Genomic DNA, 25,254 nt, shown 5'->3' with positions numbered 1-25,254 from the left:
CGGAAATGCCCCATGGACAGCAACACCGGCTGGCGCGAACAGCTACGCATCATCGTTTTTCAAACGGACACCAAGGCCGGTCGACGCTTCGACAAAATCCTGCTGCTGATCATCCTCAGCAGTCTGTTGATCGTCATGCTCGACAGCATCGAAGCCGTGCACCGCAATTACGCCGACCTGCTGGCGTACATCGAGTGGGGCTTCACCTTCGTGTTTCTGGTCGAGTACATCCTTCGCCTGTATTGCTCACCCAAGCCACTCAAGTACGCCTTCAGCTTCTACGGCCTGATCGATCTGCTCGCCATCGTGCCCGGCATCCTCGCGATCTACTACAGCGACGCGCAGTACCTGCTGATCGTGCGTGTGGTGCGGATGCTGCGAATCTTCCGCGTGCTCAAGCTCAGCCCTTATCTGAAGCAGGCCAACTACCTGCTGGCGGCGCTGCGCGGCAGCAAACAGAAGATCATCGTCTTCCTGGTCACCGTGTCGACGCTGGTCACCGTCTTTGGCACTTTGATGTACGTCATCGAGGGCCCGGAGCATGGCTTCACCAGCATTCCAAAAGGCATCTACTGGGCGATCGTCACGCTCACCACCGTCGGCTTTGGCGACATCGTGCCCAAAACGCCGGTCGGGCAAATATTGTCCTCGCTGGTGATGATCACCGGTTATTCGATCATCGCCGTGCCCACCGGCATTTTCACCGCTGAGCTGGCCAATGCCATGCGCGGCGATCAGATCGAGCACGATTGTCCGGTGTGCAAGAAACACAGCCATGAACCTGCTGCTGCGTTTTGCTCGCGTTGTGGGAACGCGCTGTTTCCGAAAGTGGATGCCATCTCGGCCAAGGAACCGATGGACAAGGCATAAGCACAGACGTTTTTAATCTAAGGTGGACTGGCGGTTTTCGTTATAGTCGCGGCCATTCGCCATCGTTTTTTATATAAGAACAGTTTTCTGACACGACAAAGGAATTCGCAGTGAACAAACTCTTTTCCGCCTCCCTGCTGGCCGCCGGACTGGCGTTTGGCAGTGCCGCCCACGCCGCGCCCGAATTGCTCAACGTCTCCTATGACGTGATGCGCGACTTCTACAAGGACTATAACGCCGCCTTCCAGAAGCACTGGCAAGCCGAACACAAGGAAGACGTGACGCTGAAGATGTCCTTCGGCGGCTCGAGCAAGCAGGCGCGCTCGGTCATCGATGGCCTGCCTGCCGACGTCATTACCATGAACATGGCCACCGACATCAACGCCCTGGCGGACAATGGCAACCTGATACCGGACAACTGGGTCACTCGCCTGCCCAACAACAGCGCGCCGTTCACCTCAGCCACCGTGTTCATCGTCCGCAAAGGCAACCCGAAAGCCCTGAAAGACTGGCCGGACCTGATCAAGGATGGCGTCGAAGTAGTCGTGCCGAACCCGAAAACCTCAGGCAACGGCCGCTACACCTACCTCTCGGCCTGGGGTTACACCCTGAAAAACGGCGGAGATGAAGCGGCCGCGAAGAAATTCGTCGGCCAGTTGTTCAGCCATGTGCCCGTGCTGGACACCGGCGGCCGTGGCGCCACCACCACCTTCATGACCAACCACATCGGCGACGTACTGGTGACCTTCGAGAACGAGGCGGAAATGATCGCCCGCGAATTCGGTCGCGATCAGTTCGAGGTGGTGTACCCAAGCGTCTCCGCCGAGGCCGAGCCGCCCGTGAGCCTGGTGGACAAGGTGGTCGACAAGAAAGGCACACGCGCCCTGGCCGAAGACTACCTGAAGTACCTGTGGTCCCCCGAGGGTCAGGAGATCGCCGCCAACAACTACCTGCGTCCACGTGACCCGGCAGTCCTGGCGAAATACACCGACCGCTTCCCGAAGGTCGACTTCCTCAACGTCGAGAAAACCTTCGGTGACTGGCGCACCGTCCAGAAGACCCACTTCAACGATGGCGGCGTGTTCGACGAAATTTACCCGGCCAAGTAAGCCTGAGTCAGACGCAAAAAACGGCGACCTCGATAGGTCGCCGTTTTTGTTTGCTTTGTTGATTGTTCCCACGCTCCGCGTGGTAACACCGCTCTGGCCGGCCTGCGTCCGTCTTTCTTTGACGCAAAGCGTCAATCAATGCGTGACCACGCGGAGCGTGGGAACGATCAAGTTGCACCGAAACCAGAAACGACAAATAACCTGTAGGAGCAGTCGGAGGTTACGACGGCCGCGAATGCGGTATGTCAGTCCCACTGATTTCGCTGACCCACGCGTTCGCTGCGGTCGTAACTTCCGACATTTCCCATCTCCAGCCTCTCAAGATGCGTCTGCCATGAGGCAGGCGCTCTTTAATTCCCGAACTGCTTGCTCAGGCCCGGCGGCACGCCGCTGGCATCGGTTTCCTGCCACGGACCGCTTGGGGAAGTGGACCATGTCCAGCCATTGTTCCAGCGGTAATAGGTGCGCTGGCGGTAGAAGGTGTTCGGCACGTTATCCAGCACATGTACACCCAGTCGCGCGTCCCAGTGACTGTTGCCGCCTGGCGGTGGTGCGAAGTGAGCGGAGGTTTTCGGACCCGAAGGAACAGGCGTTGACGGTGGCGTCTGTGGCGTCGTGCGCGGCGTTCCCGGCTGAGGCGTCGGTGATGGCCCCGGGATGGTCGGAATCGGCTCTGAACTCTGTGGGCCAGGGCGCTGGACTGCACAGGCGGCGCTCAGCGCCACCACCACACTCAACAAGGCAAATCGTGCAACGCGATACATAAGCGAAGGCTCTCTACGGATCAGGGCTACTGATCGGGGCTGTCGATGGTCAAGGCCTGTCGGGCAGTCACGTTGCTGGGCAACGGTTGACTGCGACCGATCCACTCACCGGCGGTGGGCTGGCCTGCACGGGATACCCGGGCAACGAGTTGGACTTCCGGGAAGTTCGACAGTTTCAGCTGCGGCATCATCGCGTCGGCGTCCGTCAGCTCAACGTCCACCGGCAGATCGGCGACCGTCACGCGTTTGACCGCCAACGGCGCAGGCGGACCGGACACGGCGCGGGCGAAGATAAATACCGTGTCGCCGGGCTGTACCTTGCCTTTAAGCGCATCGGACAGCGTGACGCGAACCTTGAGGCGGGCACCTTGGGTGGCAGCCGGTTGCGTGTCCTGCACGGTGCCACCACTTTGCACCAGCTTGTCACTGGCGCGCGCAATGCCGCCTTCCAGCGCCGAACGCGACGGATCGTTGGGCGGCAGCACGGCCAGCAGGCGCTTCCAGTAATCCACCGCCTCCTGATACCGTTGCCCTTCGAACGCATTGATGCCCTTCAGGCCCAGGCTGGTGACTTCCTTGGGATCAAGCGTCAACGCCTCGTCGGACAGCGCCTGAATCTGCGGGGTCCAGGTTTTGTTGTCAGCGAAGTACAGCGCCTGCGCCCACTGCCCGAGCAACTCGGGCTGCCGCCCCGCCAGTCCGACCGCACGCTCGAACATGCTCGCCGCGTCGGCCGGGCGGTCTTGTGCCATGTACGTGCGGGCAAGGAAGTAAATGCTCTCGGCGGAATCCGGCTGGGCCTTGACCGCACGTTCGAGACGATCGGTCATCTGTGCCAGCGAGCCCGGCGGCTGCGCGAACTCACGTGACAGCTCGACCTTGTCGCTCGCACCGAAGTGCAGGTACAGCCCAAGCCCCAGCACGGGCACCAGCACCGCGACCAGCAACGGCAGCGGCTTGCCCAAACGCGAGACCCGCTCGGGCCCTGTGCCTTCGGTGTCGGCCAGCAACTCACGGGCAGCTTCAGCGCGACCGCTGTCCAGTTGCGCCGACGACAAGACACCTTCAGCCTGCTGCGCTTGCAGCTCGGCCAGACGTTCCTGATACAAGGCAACGTTAAGGGCGGTGCGATCCTCTTCGCTTTGGGCGCGACGACCGCGCAACAAGGGAATCAGCAGAAAACTCAGGGCCACCAGCAACAGCAGGCCGGCCGCTAGCCAGAAATCGATCATTCGTGTTTTTTATCCAACAGGTGGGCGAGGCGCTGACGCTCCTCGTCGGAAAGCACATCGGCGTCTTCACTGCGCTGGCCGCGACGACGCACCACGATCACGCCAATCAGCAGCACACCACCCAGCAACAGGCCGGCAGGACCGAACCACAGCAGCCAGGTGTGCGCGTTCAGCTCAGGTTTGTAGCGCACGAATTCGCCGTAGCGGTCGACCATGAAGTCGATGATCTGCTGGTTGCTCTGGCCTTCGCCGAGCATGCGATAGATTTCTTTACGCAGGTCAGCGGCAATCGGCGCGTTGGAGTCGGCGATGTCCTGGTTCTGGCATTTCGGACAACGCAGTTCGCGGGTCAACTCGGTGTAACGGGCACGCTCGGCTTCATCTTTGAAGGTGTAGGCGTCGATGGCCGCGTGGGCAATGCTCGCACTCGCCAGCACCAGCACACCCACCGCAAACAAGCGCCGCCCGACGTGTGCCATCCAACCCTGTGCCCGCTGCCCAATCTGTGGGAGCGAGCTTGCTCGCGAAGGGGCCGGGCCAGTCACTGCATCTTCCAGAGGCCTCATTGCTTGTCCTCGTCGACCAGCCCCTGATACAGACCGGCAAGCTTCTCGCGCCAGACGGTCTCATCGATCACGCCGACATGTTTGTAGCGAATGATGCCCTTGCGGTCGATCAGGAAGGTTTCCGGCGCGCCGTACACCCCCAGGTTCAGACCCAGGCTGCCGGCTTCATCGTTGATGTTCAGTTGATACGGGTCGTGAAACTCCTTCAGCCACTTCAAGGCATCGGCGTTGACGTCCTTGTAGTTGACGCCGTAGATCACCACACCTTGCCGGGCCAGTTTGGTCAGCACCGGGTGTTCGACGCGACAGGCAATGCACCATGTGCCCCAGACGTTGACCAGCGCCGGTTTGCCCAGCAGGTTATCCCGCGTCAGCGGCTTGCCATCCTGCACGGCCGGCAGGGAAAACGCCGGAAATGGCTTGTCGATCAGTGCAGAAGGCAGCTCCGAAGGGTCAAGGTAAAGGCCTCTGTAGAGAATCACCGCCATGCCCAGAAACAGCACCAGCGGAATCAACAACACCCAACGCTTCATACCGCCGCTCCCGACAACCCGAGTGCATCACGCACTTTCGCTCTGACCTTGACCCGATACCGCTTGTCCAGCGCCGCCAGCAATCCCCCCAGCGCGGTGATCAAGCCACCGAACCAGATCCAGCGCACGAAAGGTTTGACGTGAACGCGCACCGCCCATGCGCCGTTGTCCAGCGGTTCGCCCAGCGCGACGTACAGATCGCGGGTGAAACCGGCGTCGATGCCGGCCTCGGTCATCATTGAACGCTGAACGGTGTACAGGCGTTTTTCCGGGTGAAGCACAGTGACTTCCTTGCCGTTTTCCAGCACACGGATAGTGCCTTTGTCAGAGGTAAAGTTGGGGCCTTGAACGTGTTTTGCGCCATCGAAGACGAACATGTAGCCGCCCAGTTCGACCGACTCGCCGGGGGCCAGACGCAGGTCGCGTTCGGCGCTGTTCTGGCTGGACAACACCACGCCCAGCGCAACGACCGCGATGCCGATGTGTGCCAATTGCATGCCCCAATAACTGCGGGTCAGGGAGCGCATGCCCTTGAGCAAACCTTTGTGACGGGTTTTGTCGAGCAGATCGCGCACCCCGGCCAGCAGCACCCACGCCGCCAGCAGACAGGTCGCAAGCACCGCCCAGTGGAAATCGGCCATGGCGAAACCGGCGATCACCGCCAATACCGCACTGCCGATCAGCACTGGCGCGAGCATGCTCAGCAGCCACTTGATCGGGGTGTCTTTCCAGCGCACCAGCACGCCCACGGCCATCACCGCCATGAGCAACCCCATCAGCGGCACGAACAACGCATTGAAGTACGGCGGGCCGACGGACATCTTCGCCCCGCTCAAGGCATCCAGTATCAACGGATAGAGGGTGCCCAGCAGGATCATCGACGCCGCGACCACCAGCACCAGGTTGTTGCCCAGCAGTAAGGTTTCCCGCGACCAGAGGCCGAAACCGACGTGACTTTTCACCACCGGCGCACGGATGGCGAACAACGTCAACGAACCGCCGACGACCATCAACAGGAAGATCAGGATGAACACGCCGCGCGCAGGGTCCGACGCAAAGGCGTGAACCGAGGTCAGCACGCCGGAACGCACAAGGAATGTCCCCAGCAGGCTCAACGAAAAGGCGGCGATGGCCAGCAGCACCGTCCAGCTTTTGAACACGCCGCGTTTCTCCGTCACGGCCAGCGAGTGGATCAGTGCAGTGCCGACCAGCCACGGCATGAACGAGGCATTTTCCACCGGGTCCCAGAACCACCAGCCGCCCCAGCCCAGTTCGTAATACGCCCACCACGAGCCCAGCGTGATGCCGACGCCGAGGAACGCCCAGGCGACGATGGTCCAGGGACGCGACCAGCGTGCCCACGCCGCATCGAGACGTCCACCGAGCAAGGCTGCGATAGCAAAGGCAAAGGCGACCGAGAAGCCGACATACCCCATGTACAGCATCGGTGGATGAACAATCAGGCCGATGTCCTGCAGCAACGGATTAAGGTCGCGACCGTCCTGCGGAATCTGTGGCAGAAGACGGCTGAACGGGTTGGAGGTGAGGATCAGGAACAGCAGGAAGCCGACGCTGATCATGCCCATGACCGCCAGCACGCGCGCCAGCATGACTTGAGGCAATTGACGCGAAAACACCGACACGGCGAAGGTCCAGCCGCCGAGGATCAACGCCCAGAGTAACAACGAGCCTTCGTGTGCGCCCCAGACAGCACTGAACTTGTAGTACCACGGCAAGGCGCTGTTGGAGTTCTCGGCGATGTAGGTCACCGAAAAGTCGTCGACCATGAACGAATAAGTGAGGCAGCCGAACGAAAACAGCAGAAACGCGAACTGTCCCCAGGCCGCCGGCTGGGCGAGGCCCATCCACAGACGATCACCGCGCCAGGCGCCGAACAAGGGAACGACGGCCTGCACGACGGCAAAGCACAGCGCCAGGATCATGGCCAGGTGGCCGAGTTCGGGAATCATGATTTACCCCTGTTTTTCCGGGAGAGCGCCTGGCTGGGCCGATGCGCCGGGCGCTGACTGGCCGCTGTCCTTCAAGGCTTTGGTGACCTCAGGCGGCATGTATTTCTCATCGTGTTTGGCCAACACCTCATCGGCAACGACCACGCCATCGGCGTTCAGCTTGCCCAAGGCAACGATGCCCTGCCCTTCGCGGAACAGGTCCGGGAGGATGCCACGGTAGGTAATGGTCACCGACTTGTTGAAATCGGTCACGACGAAGCTCACGTCCAGTGAATCGGCGGAACGCTGCAGCGAGCCCTTTTCGACCATGCCCCCGGCGCGAATACGTGTGTCGCGGGGTGCTTCGCCACTGGCAATCTGGGTCGGGGTGTAGAACAGGTTGATGTTTTCTTTCAGAGCGCTGAGCGCCAGCGTCACGGCAATGCCGACCCCGGCGAGAATCGCCACGATGATCAACAGTCGCTTTTTTCTCAGCGGATTCACGTGTTGCTCTCCCGGCGCAGACGGCGCGCCTCTTGTTGCAGGTAACGCCGACGCGCCAACAGCGGTGACGCGACGTTGATCGCCAGTACGGTGAAGCAGATGCCATAGGCGGTCCAGACGAACAGCGCGTGCTTGCCCATGGCGAGAAAATCGCCGAACGATTCAAAACTCATTGCGCGGCCCCCTTGCGCGGCGCTTGCCCGAGGCGCTTCAACACTTCTTCCTTGACCCAGGTGGCACGGGACTCGCGCTTGAGCACTTCCAGACGCATCCGCACCAGCAGCACGGCGCCAAAGAAGCAATAAAACCCCAGCGCGGTAAACAGCAGCGGTAGCCACATTTCAGCCGGCATCGCCGGTTTTTCGGTGAGGCTGAAGGTTGCGCCCTGATGCAGCGTGTTCCACCACTCCACGGAGTACTTGATGATCGGAATATTGATCACGCCCACAATCGCCAGCACCGCGCAAGCCTTGGCGGCGCTGTCACGATTACTGACGGCGTTGCCCAGCGCAATAAGACCGAAGTACAGAAAAAGCAGAATCAGCATCGACGTCAGTCGTGCATCCCAGACCCACCACGAGCCCCAGGTCGGTTTGCCCCAGATGGCGCCGGTGACCAGCGCCATGGCCGTCATCCAGGCGCCGATGGGCGCGGCGCATTGCAGTGCGACGTCGGCCATCTTCATTTTCCAGACCAGACCGACCACACCGCACACGGCCAGCATCACGTAGCAGGATTGCGCGAGCATCGCGGAGGGAACGTGGATATAGATGATGCGAAAGCTGTTGCCCTGCTGGTAATCCGGCGGTGCGAACGCCAGGCCCCAGACCACGCCGATGCCGATCAGCAACGCGGCGGCGATGCTCAGCCAGGGCAGCAGACGACCGCTGATGCCATAGAACCATTTCGGCGAGCCCAGTTTATGGAACCAGGCCCAACTGATACCGCCTTTAGCCTTGGCGCTTGTGTTCATCACGCTGCCTTTTCATCACGGTGCTTTTCATGGTCTGGTTCTGTTCTGGCGCTTCTATTGATTGAAGCGTCCGGGTTCTGAAGATAAAAATCTGTCCAGTCGGTCAAGAACCGATTATTCGCCAACGCTGATTTTCAGGCCAGCAGCAATTGCAAAAGGTGTCAGGGTTATCGCCAGTGCAGTCAGGCTGCCAAGCCAAAGCAGATAGCCGGTCGCGGGCATGCCCTGAAGGGCCGCCTGCAACGCGCCGCTGCCCAGAATCAGCACCGGGATGTACAGCGGCAGAATCAACAATGCCAGCAGCAAGCCCCCGCGTTTGAGCCCGACCGTCAACGCGGCACCCACCGCCCCCAACAGGCTCAGAACCGGCGTGCCCAGCAACAGCGATAACAGCAACACCGGCAGGCACGCGATCGGCAGCCCGAGCATCAGTGCCAGCAACGGCGCCAACAGCACGAGTGCCAGACCGGAGAACATCCAGTGCGCCAAAACCTTGGCCAGCACCAGCAGAGACAGAGGGTGCGACGAAAGCACCCACTGTTCAAGTGAACCATCTTCAAAGTCGCTGCGAAACAGCCCGTCCAGCGATAACAGCACCGACAACAAAGCGGCCACCCAGACCAGCCCCGGTGACAGGGTCTGCAACAATTGCGCTTCAGGCCCCACGGCCAGGGGAAACAGGGCGATGACGATCGCGAAGAACACCAGCGGGTTGAGCAATTCGGCAGGACGGCGAAACAGCAGACGGGCTTCGCGGGCGATCAGCAGGGTAAACACATGACTCATACGGCCCACTGCCCCAGGTCCAGATCTCGATAACCGGCCGGTGTACGGCTTAGCGTGTGGTGAGTGGTCAGCACCACGGCACCGCCGTTTTCGCAGTGATCGGCCAGATGCGCCTCCAGTTGTGCCACGCCTTGTTTGTCCAGCGCGGTGAACGGCTCATCGAGCATCCACAGTGCCGGGCCCGGCAAATAAAGACGGGCCAGCGCAACACGGCGCTTCTGTCCGGCGGACAACGTATGACACGGCACATCTTCGAAACCGCGCAGTCCCACCGAGTCGAGGGCTTGCCAGAGCGCGTCGGACTCGACGCTATGGTGCAAGGCGCAGAGCCAGGTCAGGTTTTCCACCGGCGTTAACAGCTCCTTGATCCCGGCCGCATGGCCGATCCACAACAGGTGGTGGGCAAGTTCGCTGCGATGCTGCGACAGAGGCTTGCCGTCGAGCAACACATCGCCGGCCGTGGGCTGCATCAAGCCGCTCAACAGGCGCAACAAACTGGTCTTGCCGCTGCCGTTCGGCCCGCTGATCTGCACCATATCGCCCGCCGCCAGCCGCAGGTCGAGCTTCTCGAACAGCAGACGCCAGTCACGCTCGCAGGCCAGCGACACGGCTTCAAGAACAGGGATCGACATGGGGACCTTCTTTTCGGATAGCAGGTGTGCACGGCGGTTCAAGTCAACGTTGTGACGGCCGTTATACTGGTGCAGCTTAACGGTAGCCCGCCGATGACGTCGGCGCAGGATTATACATAGATAGGCGCTGTTGCCGTGTGCAGGCTGAAACGGCGATAGCTTCCAGGACGGGCGACCCAGAGCGCACCTTTACCGAGTCGGGATCTGATGACAGGCGACATACCCAATCTTTCTCCAGTCGCGGCGGCCACCGCCCTGTTACGCGCAGGCGTCGCCCCAGGCGAAGTGCTCAAGCTCATGGAGCCGCGCGCGGGCCTGCTGAATTCGGGTCAACTGGCCAACGCCGAAGTGGTCAGCCTCAAGCAGCTTGGCCAGGATTTCCAGTTGCTGCTCAAGCTGACCATGACCAACGGCCAGCAAACCACCCTGCCCGTCAGCAGCTCCCTGCCGCTGACGCCCGGCACCCAGGTCAACGTTGCCCAGGGTTCGGCCGATACCCTGACGATCAGCGTGCAGGACCTGCAGAAAGCAGTCGCCAACAGCCTGACCAGCATCGATACCCGCCAATTGCCTGCGGGCACGCTGTTGCAGGGTAAGGTCCTGACGACGCAAGTCATGGCCCAGAACGTCGCGCAACTGGCGGGGCAACCTCCGAGTGGTGGCGGCACACTGGCCGCGAATTACCGCTCCATCGTCCTGCTGCTCAATACCGCGCTGGCGGGCAGCAGCCTGACCGTTGATAGCCCGCAACCCTTGCGCGTGGGCAGTTTGCTCAGCGCGCAGGTACAGAACAGTCAGGCGCTGAACTTCATCGCCATGCCCAATAGACTGGACGAACTGGCACTGGCACAGCAGCTGTCGACCCAACAAAGCCGTCAGGGCTCGCTGCAGAGTTTGCTGACCGCGCTGCAAAACCTGCCGCTGCCCGCAATGAACGACCCGGACAACGTGTCACCCTCGTTGCGCGCCAGCATCGATCAGTTGCTGGCAGACCTGCCGGATCTGCAACAACTGACCACCGCCAAAGGTGTGGCTCAGGCGCTGAACGCCAGCGGGCTGTTCATGGAATCACGCTTGTTGGCGGGCGAAAACCCGACGCTGGTACCTGACCTGAAAGCGAATCTACTGCGGGTCATCGCACAGATCCTTCCGGGTTTGCCGGGCAACGTCAGTTATGACGGCGCAGCCGCGGCCAATACCCTCGCCCGAGCGATGCCCAGCGTGATTCGCAACGCCCTGGGAACGCTGGGACTGGTCGCGGCGCCGAATGCGCCGATCAACTTCCCCTTACCGGCCCGCACGCTAGGCAGCCCGGACGGCAATGACGACCTGGAAACCCTGCTCAAACTGGCTGCCGGCGCTATTTCGCGCCTGCAGAGCCATCAACTGGGTGGGCTGGAACAGACCCGCACCAACGCCGACGGTACTCAGGTCACGACCTGGCAACTGGAAATCCCCATGCGCAACGCCCACGACATCGTGCCGTTGCAGGTAAGGATTCAGCGCGAAGACACACCCGAGCGTGAAGAAGCCCCGGAAACGGCGGCACAGGACATCAAGGAAAAAGAAAAACTCTGGCGCGTCGAGCTGGCCTTCGATCTTGAGCCCCTGGGCCCGTTGCAGGTGCAGGCGCAACTCATCGCGGGCAACCTGTCCAGCCAGCTGTGGGCGGAACGTGAGGGCAGCGCCGAGTTGATCTCCGGCGAACTGGACAACCTGCGCGCACGCCTGGTGGCGGTCGGCCTGAACGTCAAAGAACTGGAGTGCAACCGTGGCACACCGACCCACGGACCGCGCACGGTGCTGGAACAACGCTGGATCGACGAGAACGCCTGATGAACACCGAACAGAACCCGCGTCAGGCAATTGCCCTGAGCTACGACGGCCAGCAAGCCCCTACCCTCACCGCCAAGGGCGACGACGCCTTGGCCGAAGCGATCCTGGCCATCGCCCGCGAATACAAGGTCCCGATCTACGAAAACGCCGAACTGGTCAAAATGCTCGCACGCCTGGAACTGGGCGACAGCATTCCGAAAGAACTGTACCTGACCATCGCCGAAATCATCGCGTTTGCCTGGCACCTCAAAGGCAAGTTCCCGGTGGGGTTTGACCCAGATCCGGAGCCGGTTGAGCGGGATATTACCCCGCGCTGATGGGTGCTATCCCTATGCGAAGCCGGTGTATCTGACCCACCGCTTTCGCGGCCGTCGTAACCTCCGACTGCTCCTACAAGAGATCGGGGCGAAGCCTAGATAGGCGTTCGCTTTTGATCTTGTTGCGAGAAATGTCAGGCGCCGCAGAGCGCGACTTGGGTGCAGGCTGAACGCAGGCGATGCGCAGTGGGCCGAGCGGCAGGGATGCCGCGAGAGCGCCGTCAGGACATGGATGTCCGTTCGGCGCGGGCCCACGGAGCGTCGCCGGAGTGAGGGAACTTCGACGAAGTCGAAGCCAAACCAGGAGCAGGGCCTTTTTGGTTACTTTTGTGGCTCTCTTGACAAAAGTGACCCGCTGTAAGAGCGGAACCATAAGCAACCGTTACCGAAGAAACGGATATACACACCGTACCCAACAACGGAAGAACCAAAATCCTGCTATCAATTATTCCCGTGCAACTTGGTCATCAACTGCGCCTCAGCCTGGGTCAGGCCGCAGGACTGGGTAAGCTCGTCTACGCTGGCGCCCATGCTGACCAGGCGTGCCGCCTGGGCGAAGGACAGTGTGGAGGGGTCGCGCTGTTCGAGCGCGGTGATCTTGTCCGGAAGCGGTGCGACGATGGAGCGCAGTTCGTGCAGATCCTCGCCCATCTTCACCGTACCGCCCTGGTAATTCTCCAGGCGTCGGGCGAGCTCGCGGATGCGCTGATCACGCAGCGAGTCAGCTTCGACCTGCTGCGTGGCCAGGGTACGCAGGCGTTTGGTGTGGGCCATGAACATCGCAACCGTCGCGACCCACAACACCGCCAGAAAAATGACCGCAACCTCAAAAATCAATCAGATGTTCTCCAGCTCGGACCACTCTTCCTCGGACATCATCTTGTCCAGTTCCACAAGGATCAGCAGCTCGCCGTTCTTGTTGCAGACGCCCTGGATGAATTTCGCGGACTCGTCGTTACCCACGTTCGGCGCGGTTTCGACTTCCGACTGACGCAGGTAAACCACTTCAGCAACGCTATCGACCAGGATTCCGACCACTTGCTTATCGGCCTCGATGATCACGATACGCGTGTTGTCGCTGACTTCAACCGGCGGCAGACCAAAGCGCTGGCGGGTGTCGATCACAGTGACGACATTGCCACGCAGGTTGATGATGCCCAGCACATAGCTTGGCGCACCCGGCACCGGCGCGATCTCGGTGTAGCGCAGCACTTCCTGAACCTGCATCACGTTGATGCCATACGTTTCGTTGTCCAGGCGGAAGGTGACCCACTGCAGAATCGGATCTTCGGAACCCTGTGCTGACGACTTCTTCATACCCCTAACCCCTTGCTGTTGTGCTGTTCGACCGGCGCTTTCAGCTCCGGCTCGTGCTTGTTTGATGACAGTTATTTGATGGTATTCATTTGCGTGCCTGCATCTGCTTGACCGCGCCGCTGGCAATCAGCTCGGCCAGTTCGGAAACGTCCAGCAATGCACACATGTGTTCGATCACGGTCCCGGCCAGCCACGGACGTTGGCCACGATGGGTGCGCCATTTGATTTCCTTCGGGTCCAGGCGCAGCGAACGGCTGACCTGGTGCACCGCCAACCCCCACTCGTAACCCTGAACCGAAATGACGTACTGCAAACCCTGACGGAAGTCATCGCGGTAGCGGTCCGGCATGATCCAGCGCGCGGTATCCAGCACTTTCAGATTGCCGGCCTGGCTCGGCAGAATGCCGAGGAACCAGTCTGGCTGGCCGAACAGCGGCGTCAGGTCATGCCCGGCCAGTGGATAGATCGAACCGAGACACACCAGTGGCACTGCCAGGGTCAGCCCGGCGACGTCGAACAGCAGGCATTCGAACGGTTCGTCTGCCCAGGCTGGACGTTCATCGGAGGTTGGCGGCGGAGTCGGTGTGCGCTGCGCGGGCAGGTGCACATCGGCCACTGGCTCGACCCGTGCCACTGTCGGTTCCGCTAGCACCGGTTCAACGACGGCTGGAACGCTAACAGGAGGCGCGATCACCGGCGGCAGAATGACCGGCACTTCCAAAAGTCTGGTCGTCACGGGTTCAGCATGCGGTCGGGCCAACGGTGCTGTCTCGCGAACCGGCTCAGGCTTGGCCTGCGGCGTGAACGCCAGCGAGACGGGCGCAGGTCGGCTAACCGGCACGGCAGCCGCAACGGCGTCGGCAACGGCCGTGCGCATGCGTGCATCGTGGGCCTGCTCTTCGAGCACGGCCGCTTGAAACTCATCAATGCTTTCGACGACTTCCAGCTCTTCGGTAGCGTCCTGAAGCAACGCGTCGAGGTAGTTCTGCAGCGCCAGTTGCGGTCGTGATGCGATGTCCAGAGGGCGGTTCATACGGGAGCCCGAAAATAAGTGATGCGATTACCGCCTATACCTGATATCGGCTGAACAGCGGGCCGACTTGAGCGCGCAGGCGCATGGACCGGGAATAAACGATCAGCGGACATGTCAGGCCACCTGTCCCACAAGCTGTTCGGTCAACAAATGCTTGAGCAGTGCGCGATACGCCAGCACGCCTCGGCTCTTGTTGTCGAACTGCGACGGCGTGACGCCCGCACGGCTGGCATCACGCAAGCGCGTATCCACCGGGATATAAGCGTTCCACACGTGTTCGGGGAAGCTGTCGCGCAGCAACTTCAAGGTGCCCATCGACGCCTGCGTGCGGCGGTCGAACAGCGTCGGCACGATGGTGTACGGCAACGGGACCTTGCGCGACCGGTTGATCATCGCCAGGGTGTTGACCATGCGCTCCAGGCCCTTGACCGCCAGAAACTCGGTTTGCACCGGAATCGCCAGTTGCTGACTGGCCGCCAGCGCATTGACCATCAACACTCCCAGCAGCGGCGGGCTGTCGATGATCGCATAATCAAAATCCTGCCACAGTTGCGCCAGGCTCTTGGCAACCACCAGCCCCAGACCGCTCTGCCCCGGCGATTGACGCTCGAGGGTTGCCAGCGCAGTACTGGAAGGCAGCAGGGAAATACGCCCGTCACTGGTGGGCAATAACAATTGACCCGGCAACCCATCGGGCACGGCGCCTTTGTTCAGGAACAGGTCGAAGCAGCTGTGTTCCAGCGCGTCAGGATTGTGTCCGAAATAACTGGTCATCGAGCCGTGAGGGTCCAGGTCGACCACGACCACGCGTTTGCCCGCCTCGGCCAGCAATCCGGCTAAAGCGATTGAGGTGGTGGTCTTGCCGACCCCGCCTTTCTGATTGGCTACTGCCCAGACTCTCATGTGTTCGTTTTCCCCCCGGCCCTCATCGGTGACCGAGCATTAAGGGGCAGATGACGAAGATTTGACGCCTTGCGCCGGCTTGGCTGGGACAGGTGCAGTTTGTGTGCCAGCACGACGCAGTGCCGCATCCGGTTTTGCATTGGCTGCGGTGCCGGAGCCAGTCAGGCTGCGGCGCACGTCCAGATTACGTGAAATCACCAGCACCACACGACGGTTGCGCGCACGGCCATCAGCGGTGGCATTGGACGTCAGCGGCTGGAACTCGCCGTAGCCGACGGACGCCAGGCGTGCCGGATTGATCCCGTCCATCGCCAGCATGCGCACGATGCTCGAAGAACGTGCTGAAGACAGCTCCCAGTTGCTCGGGAACTGCGCGGTATTGATCGGCTGGTCATCGGTGAAGCCTTCGACGTGGATCGGGTTGTCGAACGGCTTGATGATTTTCGCCACCTTGTCGATCAGATCGAACGCCAGGTTGCTGGGCATGGCGTCCCCGCTGCCAAACAACAGGCTGGAGTTGAGTTCGATCTCGATCCATAGCTCGTTGCCGCGCACGGTCATCTGCTTCGAGGCGATCAGGTCGCCGAACGCGGCGTTAACATCGTCGGCAATGGATTTCAGCGGGTCCTGCGCGCCCTGCCCCAGGGCCGCATCGGTTTGCTCGCTGTCTTGAACCAAGGGGTCGGCGGGGCGAACGGTCTGCGGTTTCTGCTCACCGATCGGGATCGGCTTCACGCTACGCTCGGCTTCGTTGAATACGCCGACCAGCGCTTCGGACAGCACCTTGTACTTGCCTTCGTTGAGCGACGAGATGGAGTACATGACCACGAAAAATGCGAACAACAGGGTGATGAAGTCCGCGTAGGACACCAGCCAGCGCTCATGGTTTTCGTGTTCTTCGTGGCGACGTCGACGGGCCATCAGTCCATCACTCCATGAAACCTTGCAGCTTCAATTCGATCGAACGCGGGTTTTCGCCTTCGGCAATGGAGAGCAGACCTTCAAGGAGCATTTCACGGTAACGCGACTGGCGAATGGCTACGGCTTTGAGCTTGTTGGCCACCGGCAACAGGATGAGGTTGGCGGACGCGACGCCGTAAATGGTCGCCACGAAGGCCACTGCGATACCACTGCCCAACTGGTTCGGGTCGGCGAGGTTGCCCATGACGTGAATCAGGCCCATGACCGCGCCGATGATGCCCACGGTCGGCGCGTAGCCACCCATGCTTTCAAAGACTTTGGCCGCCTGAATGTCACGGTTTTCCTGAGTCAGGAAATCCACTTCCAGGATGCCGCGAATGGCTTCCGGCTCGGCACCGTCGACCAGCAATTGCAGGCCTTTGCGCGAATACGCGTCGGGTTCGCCATCGGCCACGGATTCAAGCCCCAACAGGCCTTCCTTGCGCGCGGTCAGGCTCCACGACACCACACGGTCTATGCCGCCTGCCAGGTCGATGCGCGGTGGAAACAGGATCCACACGAAAATCTGGATCGCGCGCTTGAACGCGCTCATTGGCGTCTGCAACAGGCAGGCCGCCAGGGTGCCGCCGAGGACGATCAGCGCTGCAGGCCCGTTGAGCAAGGCGCCCAGGTGGCCGCCTTCCAGAAAGTTACCGCCGATGATGGCGACAAACGCCAGAATGATCCCGATAAGCGTCAAAACATCCATTACAGACACGCCTCGACCAGGTGACGCCCGATATCGTCCAGGCTGTAGACGGCGTCGGCCAGATTGGCTTTGACGATGGCCATCGGCATGCCGTAGATCACGCAGCTGGCTTCGTCTTGCGCCCAGATATGGCTGCCGCCCTGCTTGAGCAGACGCGCCCCTTCGCGACCGTCCGCGCCCATGCCCGTCAGCACCACGGCCAAGACTTTGTCGCCGTAGGACTTGGCGGCCGAGCCGAACGTGATGTCGACACACGGTTTGTAGTTAAGGCGCTCGTCACCCGGCAGGATTTTTACCGCTCCCCGGCCGTCGACCATCATCTGTTTGCCGCCCGGCGCCAGTAGCGCTAAGCCGGGGCGAAGGATGTCGCCGTCTTCGGCTTCCTTGACACTGATGCGGCACAGCTTGTCGAGGCGTTCGGCGAAGGCCTTGGTGAAGGCGGCAGGCATGTGTTGAATCAGCACGATCGGAGCCGGAAAATTGGCCGGCAACTGCGTCAGCACGCGCTGCAACGCCACCGGGCCGCCTGTGGAGGTGCCGATGGCGACCAGCTTGTAGGCCTTGCGCTTGGGCGCAGGCGAGCTGTGCGCGGCAGGCGCCGGCGCTTGATGAGTGAATGCCCCGGCCGGAGGGCGGGCGGGTGCAGGACGAGCAGCCCCGGCGGAAGGCGCCGGCGTGCGCAACGCCCCTGAGGCGGGCGCAGCGAGCGTAGCAACCGGGGCAGCAGCAAAACCGGTGGAGCGACGGTTGCTGCGAGAAATGCTGTGCACCTTCTCGCACAGCATCTGCTTGACCTTGTCGGGGTTACGCGAGATGTCTTCGAAATTCTTCGGCAGGAAGTCCACCGCGCCGGCATCCAGCGCATCCAGGGTGACCCGGGCGCCTTCGTGCGTCAGCGAGGAAAACATCAGAACCGGTGTCGGACAGCGCTGCATGATATGGCGAACGGCGGTAATGCCATCCATCATCGGCATCTCGTAGTCCATGGTGATCACATCGGGCTTGAGGGCCAGAGCCTGCTCGATCGCTTCCTTGCCGTTGGTGGCGGTGCCGACCACTTGAATCGTTGTGTCAGAGGAAAGAATTTCCGAGACGCGCCGGCGAAAAAAGCCGGAATCGTCTACCACCAGAACCTTGACTGCCATAAAAACTCCATAGAGCCTGCCCAGTGACTGGTGCGGCCCGTTTCATCAACCTCTGATCCACCAGGATGACAAAGGTGGACAAAGAACCTGCGGGAGCGAATTCATTCGCGAAAATGATTCAGGCGATACCTGTCTGTTGCCTGTACCGGCCCCTCGCGAATGAATCGATCCCACAGCGTTCAATGCATTGCGGACTTCAAATACGCCGTGCGGCGTAACGCTTGAGCATGCTCGGTACGTCGAGGATCAGGGCGATGCGGCCGTCACCGGTAATGGTGGCGCCCGACATGCCTGGCGTACCTTGCAACATTTTGCCCAGCGGTTTGATGACCACCTCTTCCTGACCCACGAGCTGATCGACGACGAAGCCGATGCGCTGAGTGCCGACCGAGAGAATCACCACATGGCCTTCGCGTTGTTCTTCGTGCGCGGCCGAACTGACCAGCCAGCGCTTGAGGTAGAACAGCGGCAGTGCCTTGTCGCGCACGATCACCACTTCCTGGCCGTCCACCACGTTGGTGGTCGACAGGTCGAGGTGGAAAATCTCGTTGACGTTGACCAGCGGGAAAGCGAAGGCCTGATCGCCCAGCATCACCATCAGGGTCGGCATGATCGCCAGGGTCAACGGCACCTTGATGACGATCTTCGAGCCTTGCCCCTTGGTCGAGTAGATGTTGATCGAGCCGTTGAGCTGGGCAATCTTCGTTTTCACCACGTCCATGCCCACGCCACGGCCCGACACGTCGGAAATCTCGGTCTTGGTCGAGAAGCCCGGCGCGAAGATCAGGTTGTAGCAATCGGTGTCGCTCAGACGGTCCGCCGCATCCTTGTCCATGACCCCACGCTTGACCGCAATCGCACGCAGCACCGCCGGGTCCATGCCTTTGCCGTCATCGGAGATCGACAGCAGGATGTGGTCGCCTTCCTGTTCCGCCGAGAGCACCACGCGACCGCCCCGGGACTTGCCCGACGCTTCGCGTTCTTCCGGCGATTCGATGCCATGGTCCACCGCGTTGCGCACCAAGTGCACCAACGGGTCGGCCAGCGCCTCGACCAGGTTCTTGTCCAGGTCGGTTTCTTCACCCACCAGTTCAAGGTTGATTTCTTTCTTCAGCTGACGCGCCAGATCGCGAACCAGTCGCGGGAAGCGACCGAACACTTTCTTGATCGGCTGCATGCGGGTTTTCATCACCGCGGTCTGCAGGTCAGCGGTGACCACGTCCAGGTTGGACACGGCCTTGGACATGGCTTCGTCCGAACTGTTGGCGCCCAGGCGCACCAGACGGTTACGCACCAGCACCAGTTCACCGACCATGTTCATGATTTCATCCAGCCGGGCGGTGTCGACGCGCACGGTGGTTTCCGCTTCGGTCGGTGCCTTGTCGGCGACCGGCGCCGGTGCGCGTGCGGCTGCAGGCGCAGCAGCAGGAGCCGGAGCGGGCTTGGCGGGTGCGGCAGAACCCGAAGCTGGCTTGACCGGCTCGGCCTTCGCGGGCTCCGTTTTCGCAGGCTCGGCTTTTTTCGCTGGCGTCGTCGCCGCGGCCGCAGACGCCGCTACCGCAGGCTCGAACTTGCCCTTGCCGTGCAACTGATCCAGCAGGTCTTCAAATTCGTTATCGGTGATTTCATCCGACGCAGCGGCCTTGGAATCGCTCGCGGTAGCAGGAGCAGGTGGAGTCGCGGGAGCAGCCGCGCCGGCATCGGGCGAAAATGAACCCTTGCCGTGCAACTGGTCCAGCAGCGCTTCGAATTCGTCATCGGTGATTTCGTCGCTGGCAGGTGGCGCAGCGGGTGCGGCAGCCGCCGCAGGTGCCACGGCATCGGCCGCAAACTGGCCCTTACCGTGCAACTGGTCGAGGAGCGACTCAAATTCGGCGTCGGTGATTTCGTCGCTGGCCGCGTCAGTCGCTGTGGCAGGTGGCGACACAGAAGCGGCAGGCGCCGCCGCCGACGCAGCAACGCCGGCCGCTTCAGCCTTGACCGCGTTCAGCGAGTCCAGCAGTTGCTCGAATTCCTGATCGGTAATGTCTTCGGACGGCGCTTCGGCAACCGCTTCGACCTCTGGAGCAGGAGCAGCCGCCACTTCGTCAGCCGACGCCGGCTCTGCCAGACGCGACAGCGCCGCCAACAGCTCTGGCGTGGCCGGCGTGATGTCAGACCGTTCGCGAACCTGACCGAACATGCTGTTGACGGTGTCCAGTGCTTCGAGCACCACGTCCATGAGCTCCGCATCGACCCGGCGCTCTCCCTTGCGCAGGATGTCGAACACGTTTTCGGCGATGTGACAGCATTCAACCAGCTCGTTGAGCTGGAGGAAGCCGGCGCCCCCTTTTACAGTGTGAAAACCGCGAAAAATTGCATTGAGCAGGTCCGCATCGTCAGGCCGGCTTTCCAGCTCGACCAGTTGCTCGGACAACTGCTCCAGAATCTCGCCGGCCTCTACCAGAAAATCCTGAAGGATTTCTTCATCGGCGCCGAAGCTCATTGGGGGTGCTCCTAAAATTAACCGTCAAACCGATCCAGAGGCTGCATCGAGGCTCTGCGCGCATTACCTTCGTCGAAGCATTCACGCGCAGCACCGCAGCCACTTTCACATAGAACCTGGGATCTAGAAGTTAGAAGCCAAGGCTGGATAGCAGATCGTCTACATCATCCTGACCGGATACGACGTCTTCACGTTTATCGGCATGAATCTGCGGACCTTCACCCTTGGAATGAAGTTTTTCTTGTTCTTTTTGCTGACGGAACACTTCCTGGTCGTGCTCAATCCCGGCAAAGCGATCAACCTGACTGGCCATCAGCACGAGCTTGAGCAGATTGCTCTCCACTTCTGTCACCAGTTGCGTGACGCGCTTGATCACCTGACCGGTCAGGTCCTGGTAATCCTGAGCCAGCAGAATGTCGTTCAGGTGAGTGGCGACCTCGTGGGTGTCTTTCTCGCTGCGCGTCAGAAATCCATCGACGCGACGGGCCAGATCACGAAACTCGTCGGCACTGATTTCGCGACGCATGAAGCGTCCCCACTCGACACTCAGCGCTTTGGCGTCGGCACTGAGGCCGTTCATCAAAGGCGTGCTCTGCTCCACCAGATCCATGGTGCGGTTAGCCGCCCCTTCCGTGAGCCTGACCACATACGACAGGCGCTCGGTGGCATCGGTGATCTGGGACACTTCTTCGGCTTGCGGCATGTGCGGGTCAATATGGAAGTTGACGATCGCACTGTGCAGTTCACGCGTGAGCTTGCCGACTTCCTGATACAGGCCGCGATCCCGGGTCTGATTAAGCTGATGGATAAGTTGCACGGCGTCACCGAACTTGCCTTTTTCAAGGCTGGCAACGAGTTCCTGTGCGTGTTTCTTCAGGGTCGACTCAAAGTCACCCATTGTAGAATCTTTAGGATCCATAGCGCCCTCGCAGCGGACATCAGCTATTGACGCGCTCGAATATTTTTTCGATTTTTTCTTTGAGCACTTGTGCAGTGAATGGCTTCACTACATAGCCGTTCACGCCGGCCTGAGCGGCCTCGATGATCTGCTCGCGTTTGGCCTCGGCCGTCACCATCAACACCGGTAGATGACGCAGACGTTCATCGGCACGCACCTGGCGCAGCAGGTCGATGCCGGACATGCCAGGCATGTTCCAGTCAGTCACCAGAAAGTCAAAAGCCCCGCTCTGCAGCATAGGCAATGCAGTGGTACCGTCATCTGCTTCGGCCGTGTTGGTGAACCCAAGGTCACGCAACAGGTTTTTTATGATCCGCCGCATCGTTGAGAAATCATCAACGATGAGGATTTTCATGTTCTTGTCCAATTCGACCTCCAAGCAGTCTTTAACGCGTCCAGCACCTGGACGCGCGTTCAATCAATACCGGCACAACCCAATGGCCCGTTTTGCGAAAACAATGAAGGGGGTCAAGGAATCGACAACTGACAAGCGCAGCGGAACCGGACTGTAAAAGACCTGATCCGACCGGCTCCTGCCTTGTCTTCCTTTTCGCCCACTCAACGTCTATTGCACAGCCGGCCTTACATGCATCACGCAGACACCACGGTCTGCGCTCGATGAGTCAACGCGCGCGCCACTCGCCCAACCGACCCCGCAACCGTGCCGCGCATTGACTGTGCAACTGACTGACGCGCGACTCGCTGACCCCCAGGACCTCACCGATTTCCTTGAGGTTCAGCTCTTCGTCGTAGTACAGCGCCAGCACCAGGCGTTCACGTTCGGGCAGGTTGGCAATGGCCTCCGCCAGCGCGCTCTGGAAACGCTCGTCTTCCAGATCGCGCGACGGTTCGAGCGACTGGCTCGCGCCGTCCTCGTGCAGCCCTTCATGCTCGCCGTCCTGCAACAGGTCGTCGAAGCTGAACAGGCGACTGCCCAAGGTGTCGTTCAAAATCCCGTAGTAATCGTCGAGGCTCAATTGAAGTTCGGCAGCAACCTCATGATCTTTAGCGTCGCGACCTGTTTTTGCTTCAATTGCACGAATCGCGTCGCTCACCATGCGCGTATTGCGGTGAACCGAGCGGGGTGCCCAGTCGCCCTTGCGCACTTCGTCGAGCATCGCACCACGGATACGAATACCCGCGTACGTCTCGAAACTCGCACCCTTGGTGGAGTCGTACTTGGTCGATACTTCGAGCAGACCGATCATGCCCGCCTGGATCAGGTCTTCGACTTGCACACTGGCTGGCAGACGCGCCAGCAAGTGGTAAGCGATGCGCTTGACCAGAGGGGCATAACGCTCGATCAGCTCATACTGGGAATCTTTGGAAGATTTGCTGTACATGCGATAGCCGCTCGGTGTCATGACACTGGCCCTGCGCTGGTCTGATGAACCAGACGTTCAACGAAAAATTCAAGGTGGCCACGCGGGTTCGCCGGCAGCGGCCAGGTATCGACCTTCTGCGCGATGGCCTTGAACGCCAGCGCACATTTGGAACGTGGAAATGCTTCGTACACCGCCCGCTGCTTCTGCACGGCCTTGCGCACGCACTCGTCGTAAGGCACCGCGCCCACATACTGCAGTGCCACGTCGAGGAACCGGTCGGTGACCTTGGTCAGCTTGGCAAACAGGTTGCGCCCTTCCTGCGGGCTCTGCGCCATGTTGGCCAGCACGCGGAAGCGGTTCATGCCGTAATCACGGTTGAGCAGTTTGATCAGCGCGTAGGCGTCAGTGATCGAGGTGGGCTCGTCGCAGACCACCAGCAAGACTTCCTGCGCGGCGCGCACAAAGCTGACCACCGATTCGCCGATCCCGGCAGCGGTGTCGATCACCAGCACATCCAGGTTGTCACCGATATCGCTGAACGCCTGAATCAGGCCGGCGTGTTGCGCAGGCGTCAGGTGAACCATGCTCTGGGTGCCCGATGCCGCTGGCACGATGCGCACGCCGCCGGGGCCCTGCAACAGGACATCGCGCAGCTCGCACCGACCCTCGATGACATCGGCAAGGGTGCGTTTCGGGGTCAGCCCCAACAATACGTCGACATTGGCCAGACCCAGATCGGCGTCCAGCAACATGACGCGACGTCCCAGCTCGGCCAGGGCCAGCGAGAGGTTCACTGACACGTTGGTCTTGCCTACGCCACCTTTGCCACCGGTCACCGCGATAACCTGAACGGGATGCATGCTGCCCATGTTAATTTTTTACCTTGTCTTGCTTAGACCTAAGCCACATTTCGGGCTGCACGTTCACTGCGTGAACAATGCGTGGCAGACCATCGATGCAGGTATTTTCCAATGTCATTTTCCCTACCTAGCCCGCGCGCTTGCCGGTGCTGTGATAAAGATCCGCAAACATATCCGCCATCGCTTCCTCGCTAGGCTCCTCCTGCATCTGCACGCTGACAGCCCTGCTCACCAGCTGGTGCCGACGTGGGAGATGCAGATCATCCGGAATCCGTGGGCCATCCGTCAGGTAGGCCACGGGCAACTCGTGAGTCACCGCCAGGCTCAGGACTTCGCCCAGGCTTGCGGTTTCGTCCAGTTTGGTCAGGATGCACCCGGCCAGGCCGCAACGTTTGTAACTGTGATAAGCCGCTGTCAGCACTTGCTTCTGACTGGTCGTCGCCAGCACCAGGTAGTTCCGTGCCTTGATGCCACGACCCGCCAGGCTTTCCAGTTGCAGACGCAGTGCCGGATCGCTTGCTTGCAGACCGGCCGTGTCGATCAACACTACGCGCTTGCGCAGCAGCGGTTCGAGCGCCTGAGCCAGAGATTGCCCGGGGTCGACGTGCGTCACCGGTACGTTGAGAATACGTCCCAGCGTCTTGAGCTGTTCCTGAGCACCGATCCTGAAGCTGTCCATGCTCACCAGCGCGATGTTTTGCGCGCCGTATTTCAACACATATCGCGCGGCCAGTTTTGCCAGCGTCGTGGTCTTGCCCATACCGGCGGGACCGACCATGGCGATGACACCGCCCTCTTCCAACGGCTCGACATCCGGCGTCACGATCATGCGGGCCAGATGCGCCAGCAACATACGCCAGGTATGCGCCTGGTCATTGCCGTCCGGCACCATTGCCAGCAGGTCGCGCGACAGCGGACCGGACAGGCCGACGCGCTGCAGACGACGCCACAGGTTCGCCTGCTGCGGGCGGCTGCCTTGCAGTTGATTCCAGGCCAGCGACCCCAGTTGCACTTCCAGCAGTTCGCGAAGGCCGTTCAGCTCGGAGCGCATCGACTCATAGGCGCGCTGGCTGACAGCGGGCTCGGCGGCCGTTTGACGCTCGGCGCGATCAGCCGCGATGGCCGCATGAATCGACGGGCGAAACGGCTCGTCCAGCGTTGGCTCGATCTGCTTGCTGTCGTCCATCGCAACACCGGCGAACAGCTGACGATTGGCGACAGTGTCCAGCTCGCTGCGATGGGTCAGCTCAGCCTGCGCGGTGACGATGCGCGACTGGGTCTTGCGCAACTCGTCTTCCAGCTCGATGTTAGGCACGCGCGGTGCCAGCGCAGACAATTTGTAGTCCAGCGCAGCTGTCAGTTCCACGCCACCGGCGATGCGCCGGTTGCCGATGATGGCGGCTTCAGCGCCCAGCTCATCGCGAACCAGTTTCATGGCTTGTCGCATATCGGCGGCGAAAAAACGCTTAACTTGCATGACTCACTACC

27 protein-coding genes are annotated in these 25,254 nt (G+C 60.9%); 4 read left to right on the top strand and 23 right to left on the bottom strand.

All coding sequences use genetic code 11. The features are described from left to right. Window positions 1-12: 12 nt before the first annotated feature. Both BMY73_RS07920 and BMY73_RS07915 read left to right on the top strand, forming a co-directional pair. Complete coding sequence (locus BMY73_RS07920; protein ID WP_092406244.1) at window positions 13-870, top strand: ion transporter; 858 nt, start codon at window positions 13-15, stop codon at window positions 868-870. Between the two features lie 110 nt (window positions 871-980). Continuing rightward, a complete protein-coding gene (locus BMY73_RS07915; protein ID WP_092406242.1) occupies window positions 981-1,979 on the top strand; it encodes a sulfate ABC transporter substrate-binding protein in 999 nt (332 codons plus the stop codon). A 350-nt stretch (window positions 1,980-2,329) separates the two neighbouring features. Here the strand turns inward: BMY73_RS07915 and BMY73_RS07910 are convergent, their stop codons facing one another. The 10 genes from BMY73_RS07910 to ccmA all read right to left on the bottom strand — a co-directional run bounded on the left by BMY73_RS07910 (window position 2,330) and on the right by ccmA (window position 9,918). Beyond that, a complete protein-coding gene (locus BMY73_RS07910) occupies window positions 2,330-2,743 on the bottom strand; it encodes a hypothetical protein (RefSeq protein WP_092406240.1) in 414 nt (137 codons plus the stop codon). Between the two features lie 26 nt (window positions 2,744-2,769). Next, on the bottom strand, window positions 2,770-3,975 hold the full coding sequence (ccmI, locus tag BMY73_RS07905; protein WP_092406238.1) for a c-type cytochrome biogenesis protein CcmI: 1,206 nt from the start codon (window positions 3,973-3,975) through the stop codon (window positions 2,770-2,772). Beyond that, window positions 3,972-4,454 carry a cytochrome c-type biogenesis protein gene (locus BMY73_RS07900; RefSeq protein ID WP_092406236.1) on the bottom strand — a complete coding sequence of 161 codons (483 nt, stop codon included), beginning with the start codon at window positions 4,452-4,454 and terminating at the stop codon, window positions 3,972-3,974. Before BMY73_RS07900 ends, ccmI begins: the two co-directional genes overlap by 4 nt. A gap of 83 nt (window positions 4,455-4,537) precedes the next feature. After that, window positions 4,538-5,074, bottom strand: a complete 537-nt coding sequence (locus BMY73_RS07895; protein WP_092406234.1) for a DsbE family thiol:disulfide interchange protein — start codon at window positions 5,072-5,074, stop codon at window positions 4,538-4,540. After that, window positions 5,071-7,044, bottom strand: coding sequence for a heme lyase CcmF/NrfE family subunit (locus BMY73_RS07890; RefSeq protein WP_062385934.1), 1,974 nt, complete (start codon window positions 7,042-7,044; stop codon window positions 5,071-5,073). The genes BMY73_RS07895 and BMY73_RS07890 overlap by 4 nt, the downstream gene beginning before the upstream one ends. 3 nt (window positions 7,045-7,047) lie before the next feature. Further along, a complete protein-coding gene (ccmE, locus tag BMY73_RS07885) occupies window positions 7,048-7,527 on the bottom strand; it encodes a cytochrome c maturation protein CcmE (protein WP_062385936.1) in 480 nt (159 codons plus the stop codon). Then, window positions 7,524-7,700: a heme exporter protein CcmD gene (ccmD, locus tag BMY73_RS07880; RefSeq protein WP_062385937.1), complete on the bottom strand. Its 177-nt coding sequence runs from the start codon at window positions 7,698-7,700 to the stop codon at window positions 7,524-7,526. Before ccmD ends, ccmE begins: the two co-directional genes overlap by 4 nt. Beyond that, the gene (locus BMY73_RS07875; RefSeq protein WP_162770539.1) at window positions 7,697-8,500 is read right to left on the bottom strand and encodes a heme ABC transporter permease; all 804 of its coding nucleotides are present in this window, start codon (window positions 8,498-8,500) and stop codon (window positions 7,697-7,699) included. Before BMY73_RS07875 ends, ccmD begins: the two co-directional genes overlap by 4 nt. Window positions 8,501-8,614: 114 nt before the next feature. Then, window positions 8,615-9,286, bottom strand: coding sequence for a heme exporter protein CcmB (gene ccmB, locus BMY73_RS07870; protein WP_062385940.1), 672 nt, complete (start codon window positions 9,284-9,286; stop codon window positions 8,615-8,617). After that, complete coding sequence (ccmA, locus tag BMY73_RS07865) at window positions 9,283-9,918, bottom strand: cytochrome c biogenesis heme-transporting ATPase CcmA (RefSeq protein ID WP_062385942.1); 636 nt, start codon at window positions 9,916-9,918, stop codon at window positions 9,283-9,285. Before ccmA ends, ccmB begins: the two co-directional genes overlap by 4 nt. 207 nt (window positions 9,919-10,125) lie before the next feature. Here ccmA and BMY73_RS07860 point away from each other — a divergent pair, with 207 nt between their 5' ends. Together BMY73_RS07860 and BMY73_RS07855 are read left to right on the top strand one after the other, a co-directional pair. After that, entirely contained in the window at window positions 10,126-11,754 is a 1,629-nt protein-coding gene (locus BMY73_RS07860; RefSeq protein ID WP_092406232.1) for a flagellar hook-length control protein FliK, read from the top strand. After that, window positions 11,754-12,071, top strand: a complete 318-nt coding sequence (locus BMY73_RS07855) for an EscU/YscU/HrcU family type III secretion system export apparatus switch protein (RefSeq protein WP_062385946.1) — start codon at window positions 11,754-11,756, stop codon at window positions 12,069-12,071. The genes BMY73_RS07860 and BMY73_RS07855 overlap by 1 nt, the downstream gene beginning before the upstream one ends. Before the next feature lie 441 nt (window positions 12,072-12,512). On the opposite strand, the gene BMY73_RS07850 is transcribed toward BMY73_RS07855, so the two are convergent. From BMY73_RS07850 to flhF, 13 genes are all read right to left on the bottom strand, one after another. Next, on the bottom strand, window positions 12,513-12,908 hold the full coding sequence (locus BMY73_RS07850) for a DUF2802 domain-containing protein (protein WP_062385948.1): 396 nt from the start codon (window positions 12,906-12,908) through the stop codon (window positions 12,513-12,515). Beyond that, window positions 12,909-13,388, bottom strand: a complete 480-nt coding sequence (locus tag BMY73_RS07845) for a chemotaxis protein CheW (protein WP_062385949.1) — start codon at window positions 13,386-13,388, stop codon at window positions 12,909-12,911. Window positions 13,389-13,473: 85 nt separating this feature from the next. Beyond that, window positions 13,474-14,421 (bottom strand): CheW domain-containing protein, encoded by a 948-nt coding sequence (locus BMY73_RS07840; RefSeq protein WP_092406230.1) that lies wholly within the window; start codon window positions 14,419-14,421, stop codon window positions 13,474-13,476. A gap of 114 nt (window positions 14,422-14,535) precedes the next feature. Continuing rightward, window positions 14,536-15,324, bottom strand: coding sequence for a ParA family protein (locus tag BMY73_RS07835; protein WP_092406228.1), 789 nt, complete (start codon window positions 15,322-15,324; stop codon window positions 14,536-14,538). 39 nt (window positions 15,325-15,363) lie between these two features. Next, on the bottom strand, window positions 15,364-16,245 hold the full coding sequence (gene motD, locus BMY73_RS07830) for a flagellar motor protein MotD (RefSeq protein WP_062385954.1): 882 nt from the start codon (window positions 16,243-16,245) through the stop codon (window positions 15,364-15,366). A 7-nt stretch (window positions 16,246-16,252) separates the two neighbouring features. Next, on the bottom strand, window positions 16,253-16,993 hold the full coding sequence (locus BMY73_RS07825) for a flagellar motor protein (RefSeq protein ID WP_062385956.1): 741 nt from the start codon (window positions 16,991-16,993) through the stop codon (window positions 16,253-16,255). Beyond that, complete coding sequence (locus BMY73_RS07820; protein WP_092406226.1) at window positions 16,993-18,138, bottom strand: protein-glutamate methylesterase/protein-glutamine glutaminase; 1,146 nt, start codon at window positions 18,136-18,138, stop codon at window positions 16,993-16,995. Before BMY73_RS07820 ends, BMY73_RS07825 begins: the two co-directional genes overlap by 1 nt. Window positions 18,139-18,334: 196 nt before the next feature. Continuing rightward, window positions 18,335-20,623: a chemotaxis protein CheA gene (locus tag BMY73_RS07815; RefSeq protein WP_092406224.1), complete on the bottom strand. Its 2,289-nt coding sequence runs from the start codon at window positions 20,621-20,623 to the stop codon at window positions 18,335-18,337. 130 nt (window positions 20,624-20,753) lie between these two features. Further along, a complete protein-coding gene (locus tag BMY73_RS07810; protein ID WP_062385961.1) occupies window positions 20,754-21,542 on the bottom strand; it encodes a protein phosphatase CheZ in 789 nt (262 codons plus the stop codon). Window positions 21,543-21,561: 19 nt separating this feature from the next. Beyond that, a complete protein-coding gene (locus BMY73_RS07805; RefSeq protein ID WP_175500148.1) occupies window positions 21,562-21,936 on the bottom strand; it encodes a chemotaxis response regulator CheY in 375 nt (124 codons plus the stop codon). Between the two features lie 268 nt (window positions 21,937-22,204). Beyond that, on the bottom strand, window positions 22,205-22,945 hold the full coding sequence (gene fliA, locus BMY73_RS07800; protein WP_062385962.1) for an RNA polymerase sigma factor FliA: 741 nt from the start codon (window positions 22,943-22,945) through the stop codon (window positions 22,205-22,207). Next, on the bottom strand, window positions 22,942-23,775 hold the full coding sequence (gene fleN / locus BMY73_RS07795; protein WP_062385964.1) for a flagellar synthesis regulator FleN: 834 nt from the start codon (window positions 23,773-23,775) through the stop codon (window positions 22,942-22,944). The genes fliA and fleN overlap by 4 nt, the downstream gene beginning before the upstream one ends. A 118-nt stretch (window positions 23,776-23,893) precedes the next feature. Then, the gene (gene flhF, locus BMY73_RS07790; protein ID WP_062385965.1) at window positions 23,894-25,243 is read right to left on the bottom strand and encodes a flagellar biosynthesis GTPase FlhF; all 1,350 of its coding nucleotides are present in this window, start codon (window positions 25,241-25,243) and stop codon (window positions 23,894-23,896) included. Between the last annotated feature and the right edge of the window lie 11 nt (window positions 25,244-25,254).

This window comes from Pseudomonas sp. NFACC02 (assembly GCF_900110765.1).
Lineage (GTDB): Bacteria > Pseudomonadota > Gammaproteobacteria > Pseudomonadales > Pseudomonadaceae > Aquipseudomonas.
The sequence above is the reverse complement of the archived record's forward strand: the minus strand, read 5'-3'. Positions and strand labels throughout refer to the sequence as shown.

Excerpts from the sequence above, each read along its gene's own strand:
- BMY73_RS07805 (WP_175500148.1), bottom strand. The coding sequence starts at position 21,936 with ATGAAAATCCTCATCGTTGATGATTTCTCAACGATGCGGCGGATCATA.
- BMY73_RS07920 (WP_092406244.1), top strand. The coding sequence starts at position 13 with ATGGACAGCAACACCGGCTGGCGCGAACAGCTACGCATCATCGTTTTT.
- BMY73_RS07820 (WP_092406226.1), bottom strand. The coding sequence starts at position 18,138 with ATGGCAGTCAAGGTTCTGGTGGTAGACGATTCCGGCTTTTTTCGCCGG.
- BMY73_RS07810 (WP_062385961.1), bottom strand. The coding sequence starts at position 21,542 with ATGGATCCTAAAGATTCTACAATGGGTGACTTTGAGTCGACCCTGAAG.
- BMY73_RS07890 (WP_062385934.1), bottom strand. The coding sequence starts at position 7,044 with ATGATTCCCGAACTCGGCCACCTGGCCATGATCCTGGCGCTGTGCTTT.
- BMY73_RS07815 (WP_092406224.1), bottom strand. The coding sequence starts at position 20,623 with ATGAGCTTCGGCGCCGATGAAGAAATCCTTCAGGATTTTCTGGTAGAG.
- BMY73_RS07875 (WP_162770539.1), bottom strand. The coding sequence starts at position 8,500 with ATGAACACAAGCGCCAAGGCTAAAGGCGGTATCAGTTGGGCCTGGTTC.
- fleN (WP_062385964.1), bottom strand. The coding sequence starts at position 23,775 with ATGGGCAGCATGCATCCCGTTCAGGTTATCGCGGTGACCGGTGGCAAA.
- BMY73_RS07910 (WP_092406240.1), bottom strand. The coding sequence starts at position 2,743 with ATGTATCGCGTTGCACGATTTGCCTTGTTGAGTGTGGTGGTGGCGCTG.
- ccmB (WP_062385940.1), bottom strand. The coding sequence starts at position 9,286 with ATGAGTCATGTGTTTACCCTGCTGATCGCCCGCGAAGCCCGTCTGCTG.
- flhF (WP_062385965.1), bottom strand. The coding sequence starts at position 25,243 with ATGCAAGTTAAGCGTTTTTTCGCCGCCGATATGCGACAAGCCATGAAA.
- ccmI (WP_092406238.1), bottom strand. The coding sequence starts at position 3,975 with ATGATCGATTTCTGGCTAGCGGCCGGCCTGCTGTTGCTGGTGGCCCTG.
- BMY73_RS07825 (WP_062385956.1), bottom strand. The coding sequence starts at position 16,993 with ATGGATGTTTTGACGCTTATCGGGATCATTCTGGCGTTTGTCGCCATC.
- motD (WP_062385954.1), bottom strand. The coding sequence starts at position 16,245 with ATGGCCCGTCGACGTCGCCACGAAGAACACGAAAACCATGAGCGCTGG.
- BMY73_RS07860 (WP_092406232.1), top strand. The coding sequence starts at position 10,126 with ATGACAGGCGACATACCCAATCTTTCTCCAGTCGCGGCGGCCACCGCC.
- BMY73_RS07835 (WP_092406228.1), bottom strand. The coding sequence starts at position 15,324 with ATGAGAGTCTGGGCAGTAGCCAATCAGAAAGGCGGGGTCGGCAAGACC.
- BMY73_RS07900 (WP_092406236.1), bottom strand. The coding sequence starts at position 4,454 with ATGGCACACGTCGGGCGGCGCTTGTTTGCGGTGGGTGTGCTGGTGCTG.
- BMY73_RS07855 (WP_062385946.1), top strand. The coding sequence starts at position 11,754 with ATGAACACCGAACAGAACCCGCGTCAGGCAATTGCCCTGAGCTACGAC.
- BMY73_RS07840 (WP_092406230.1), bottom strand. The coding sequence starts at position 14,421 with ATGAACCGCCCTCTGGACATCGCATCACGACCGCAACTGGCGCTGCAG.
- fliA (WP_062385962.1), bottom strand. The coding sequence starts at position 22,945 with ATGACACCGAGCGGCTATCGCATGTACAGCAAATCTTCCAAAGATTCC.
- BMY73_RS07845 (WP_062385949.1), bottom strand. The coding sequence starts at position 13,388 with ATGAAGAAGTCGTCAGCACAGGGTTCCGAAGATCCGATTCTGCAGTGG.
- ccmD (WP_062385937.1), bottom strand. The coding sequence starts at position 7,700 with ATGAGTTTTGAATCGTTCGGCGATTTTCTCGCCATGGGCAAGCACGCG.
- BMY73_RS07895 (WP_092406234.1), bottom strand. The coding sequence starts at position 5,074 with ATGAAGCGTTGGGTGTTGTTGATTCCGCTGGTGCTGTTTCTGGGCATG.
- ccmA (WP_062385942.1), bottom strand. The coding sequence starts at position 9,918 with ATGTCGATCCCTGTTCTTGAAGCCGTGTCGCTGGCCTGCGAGCGTGAC.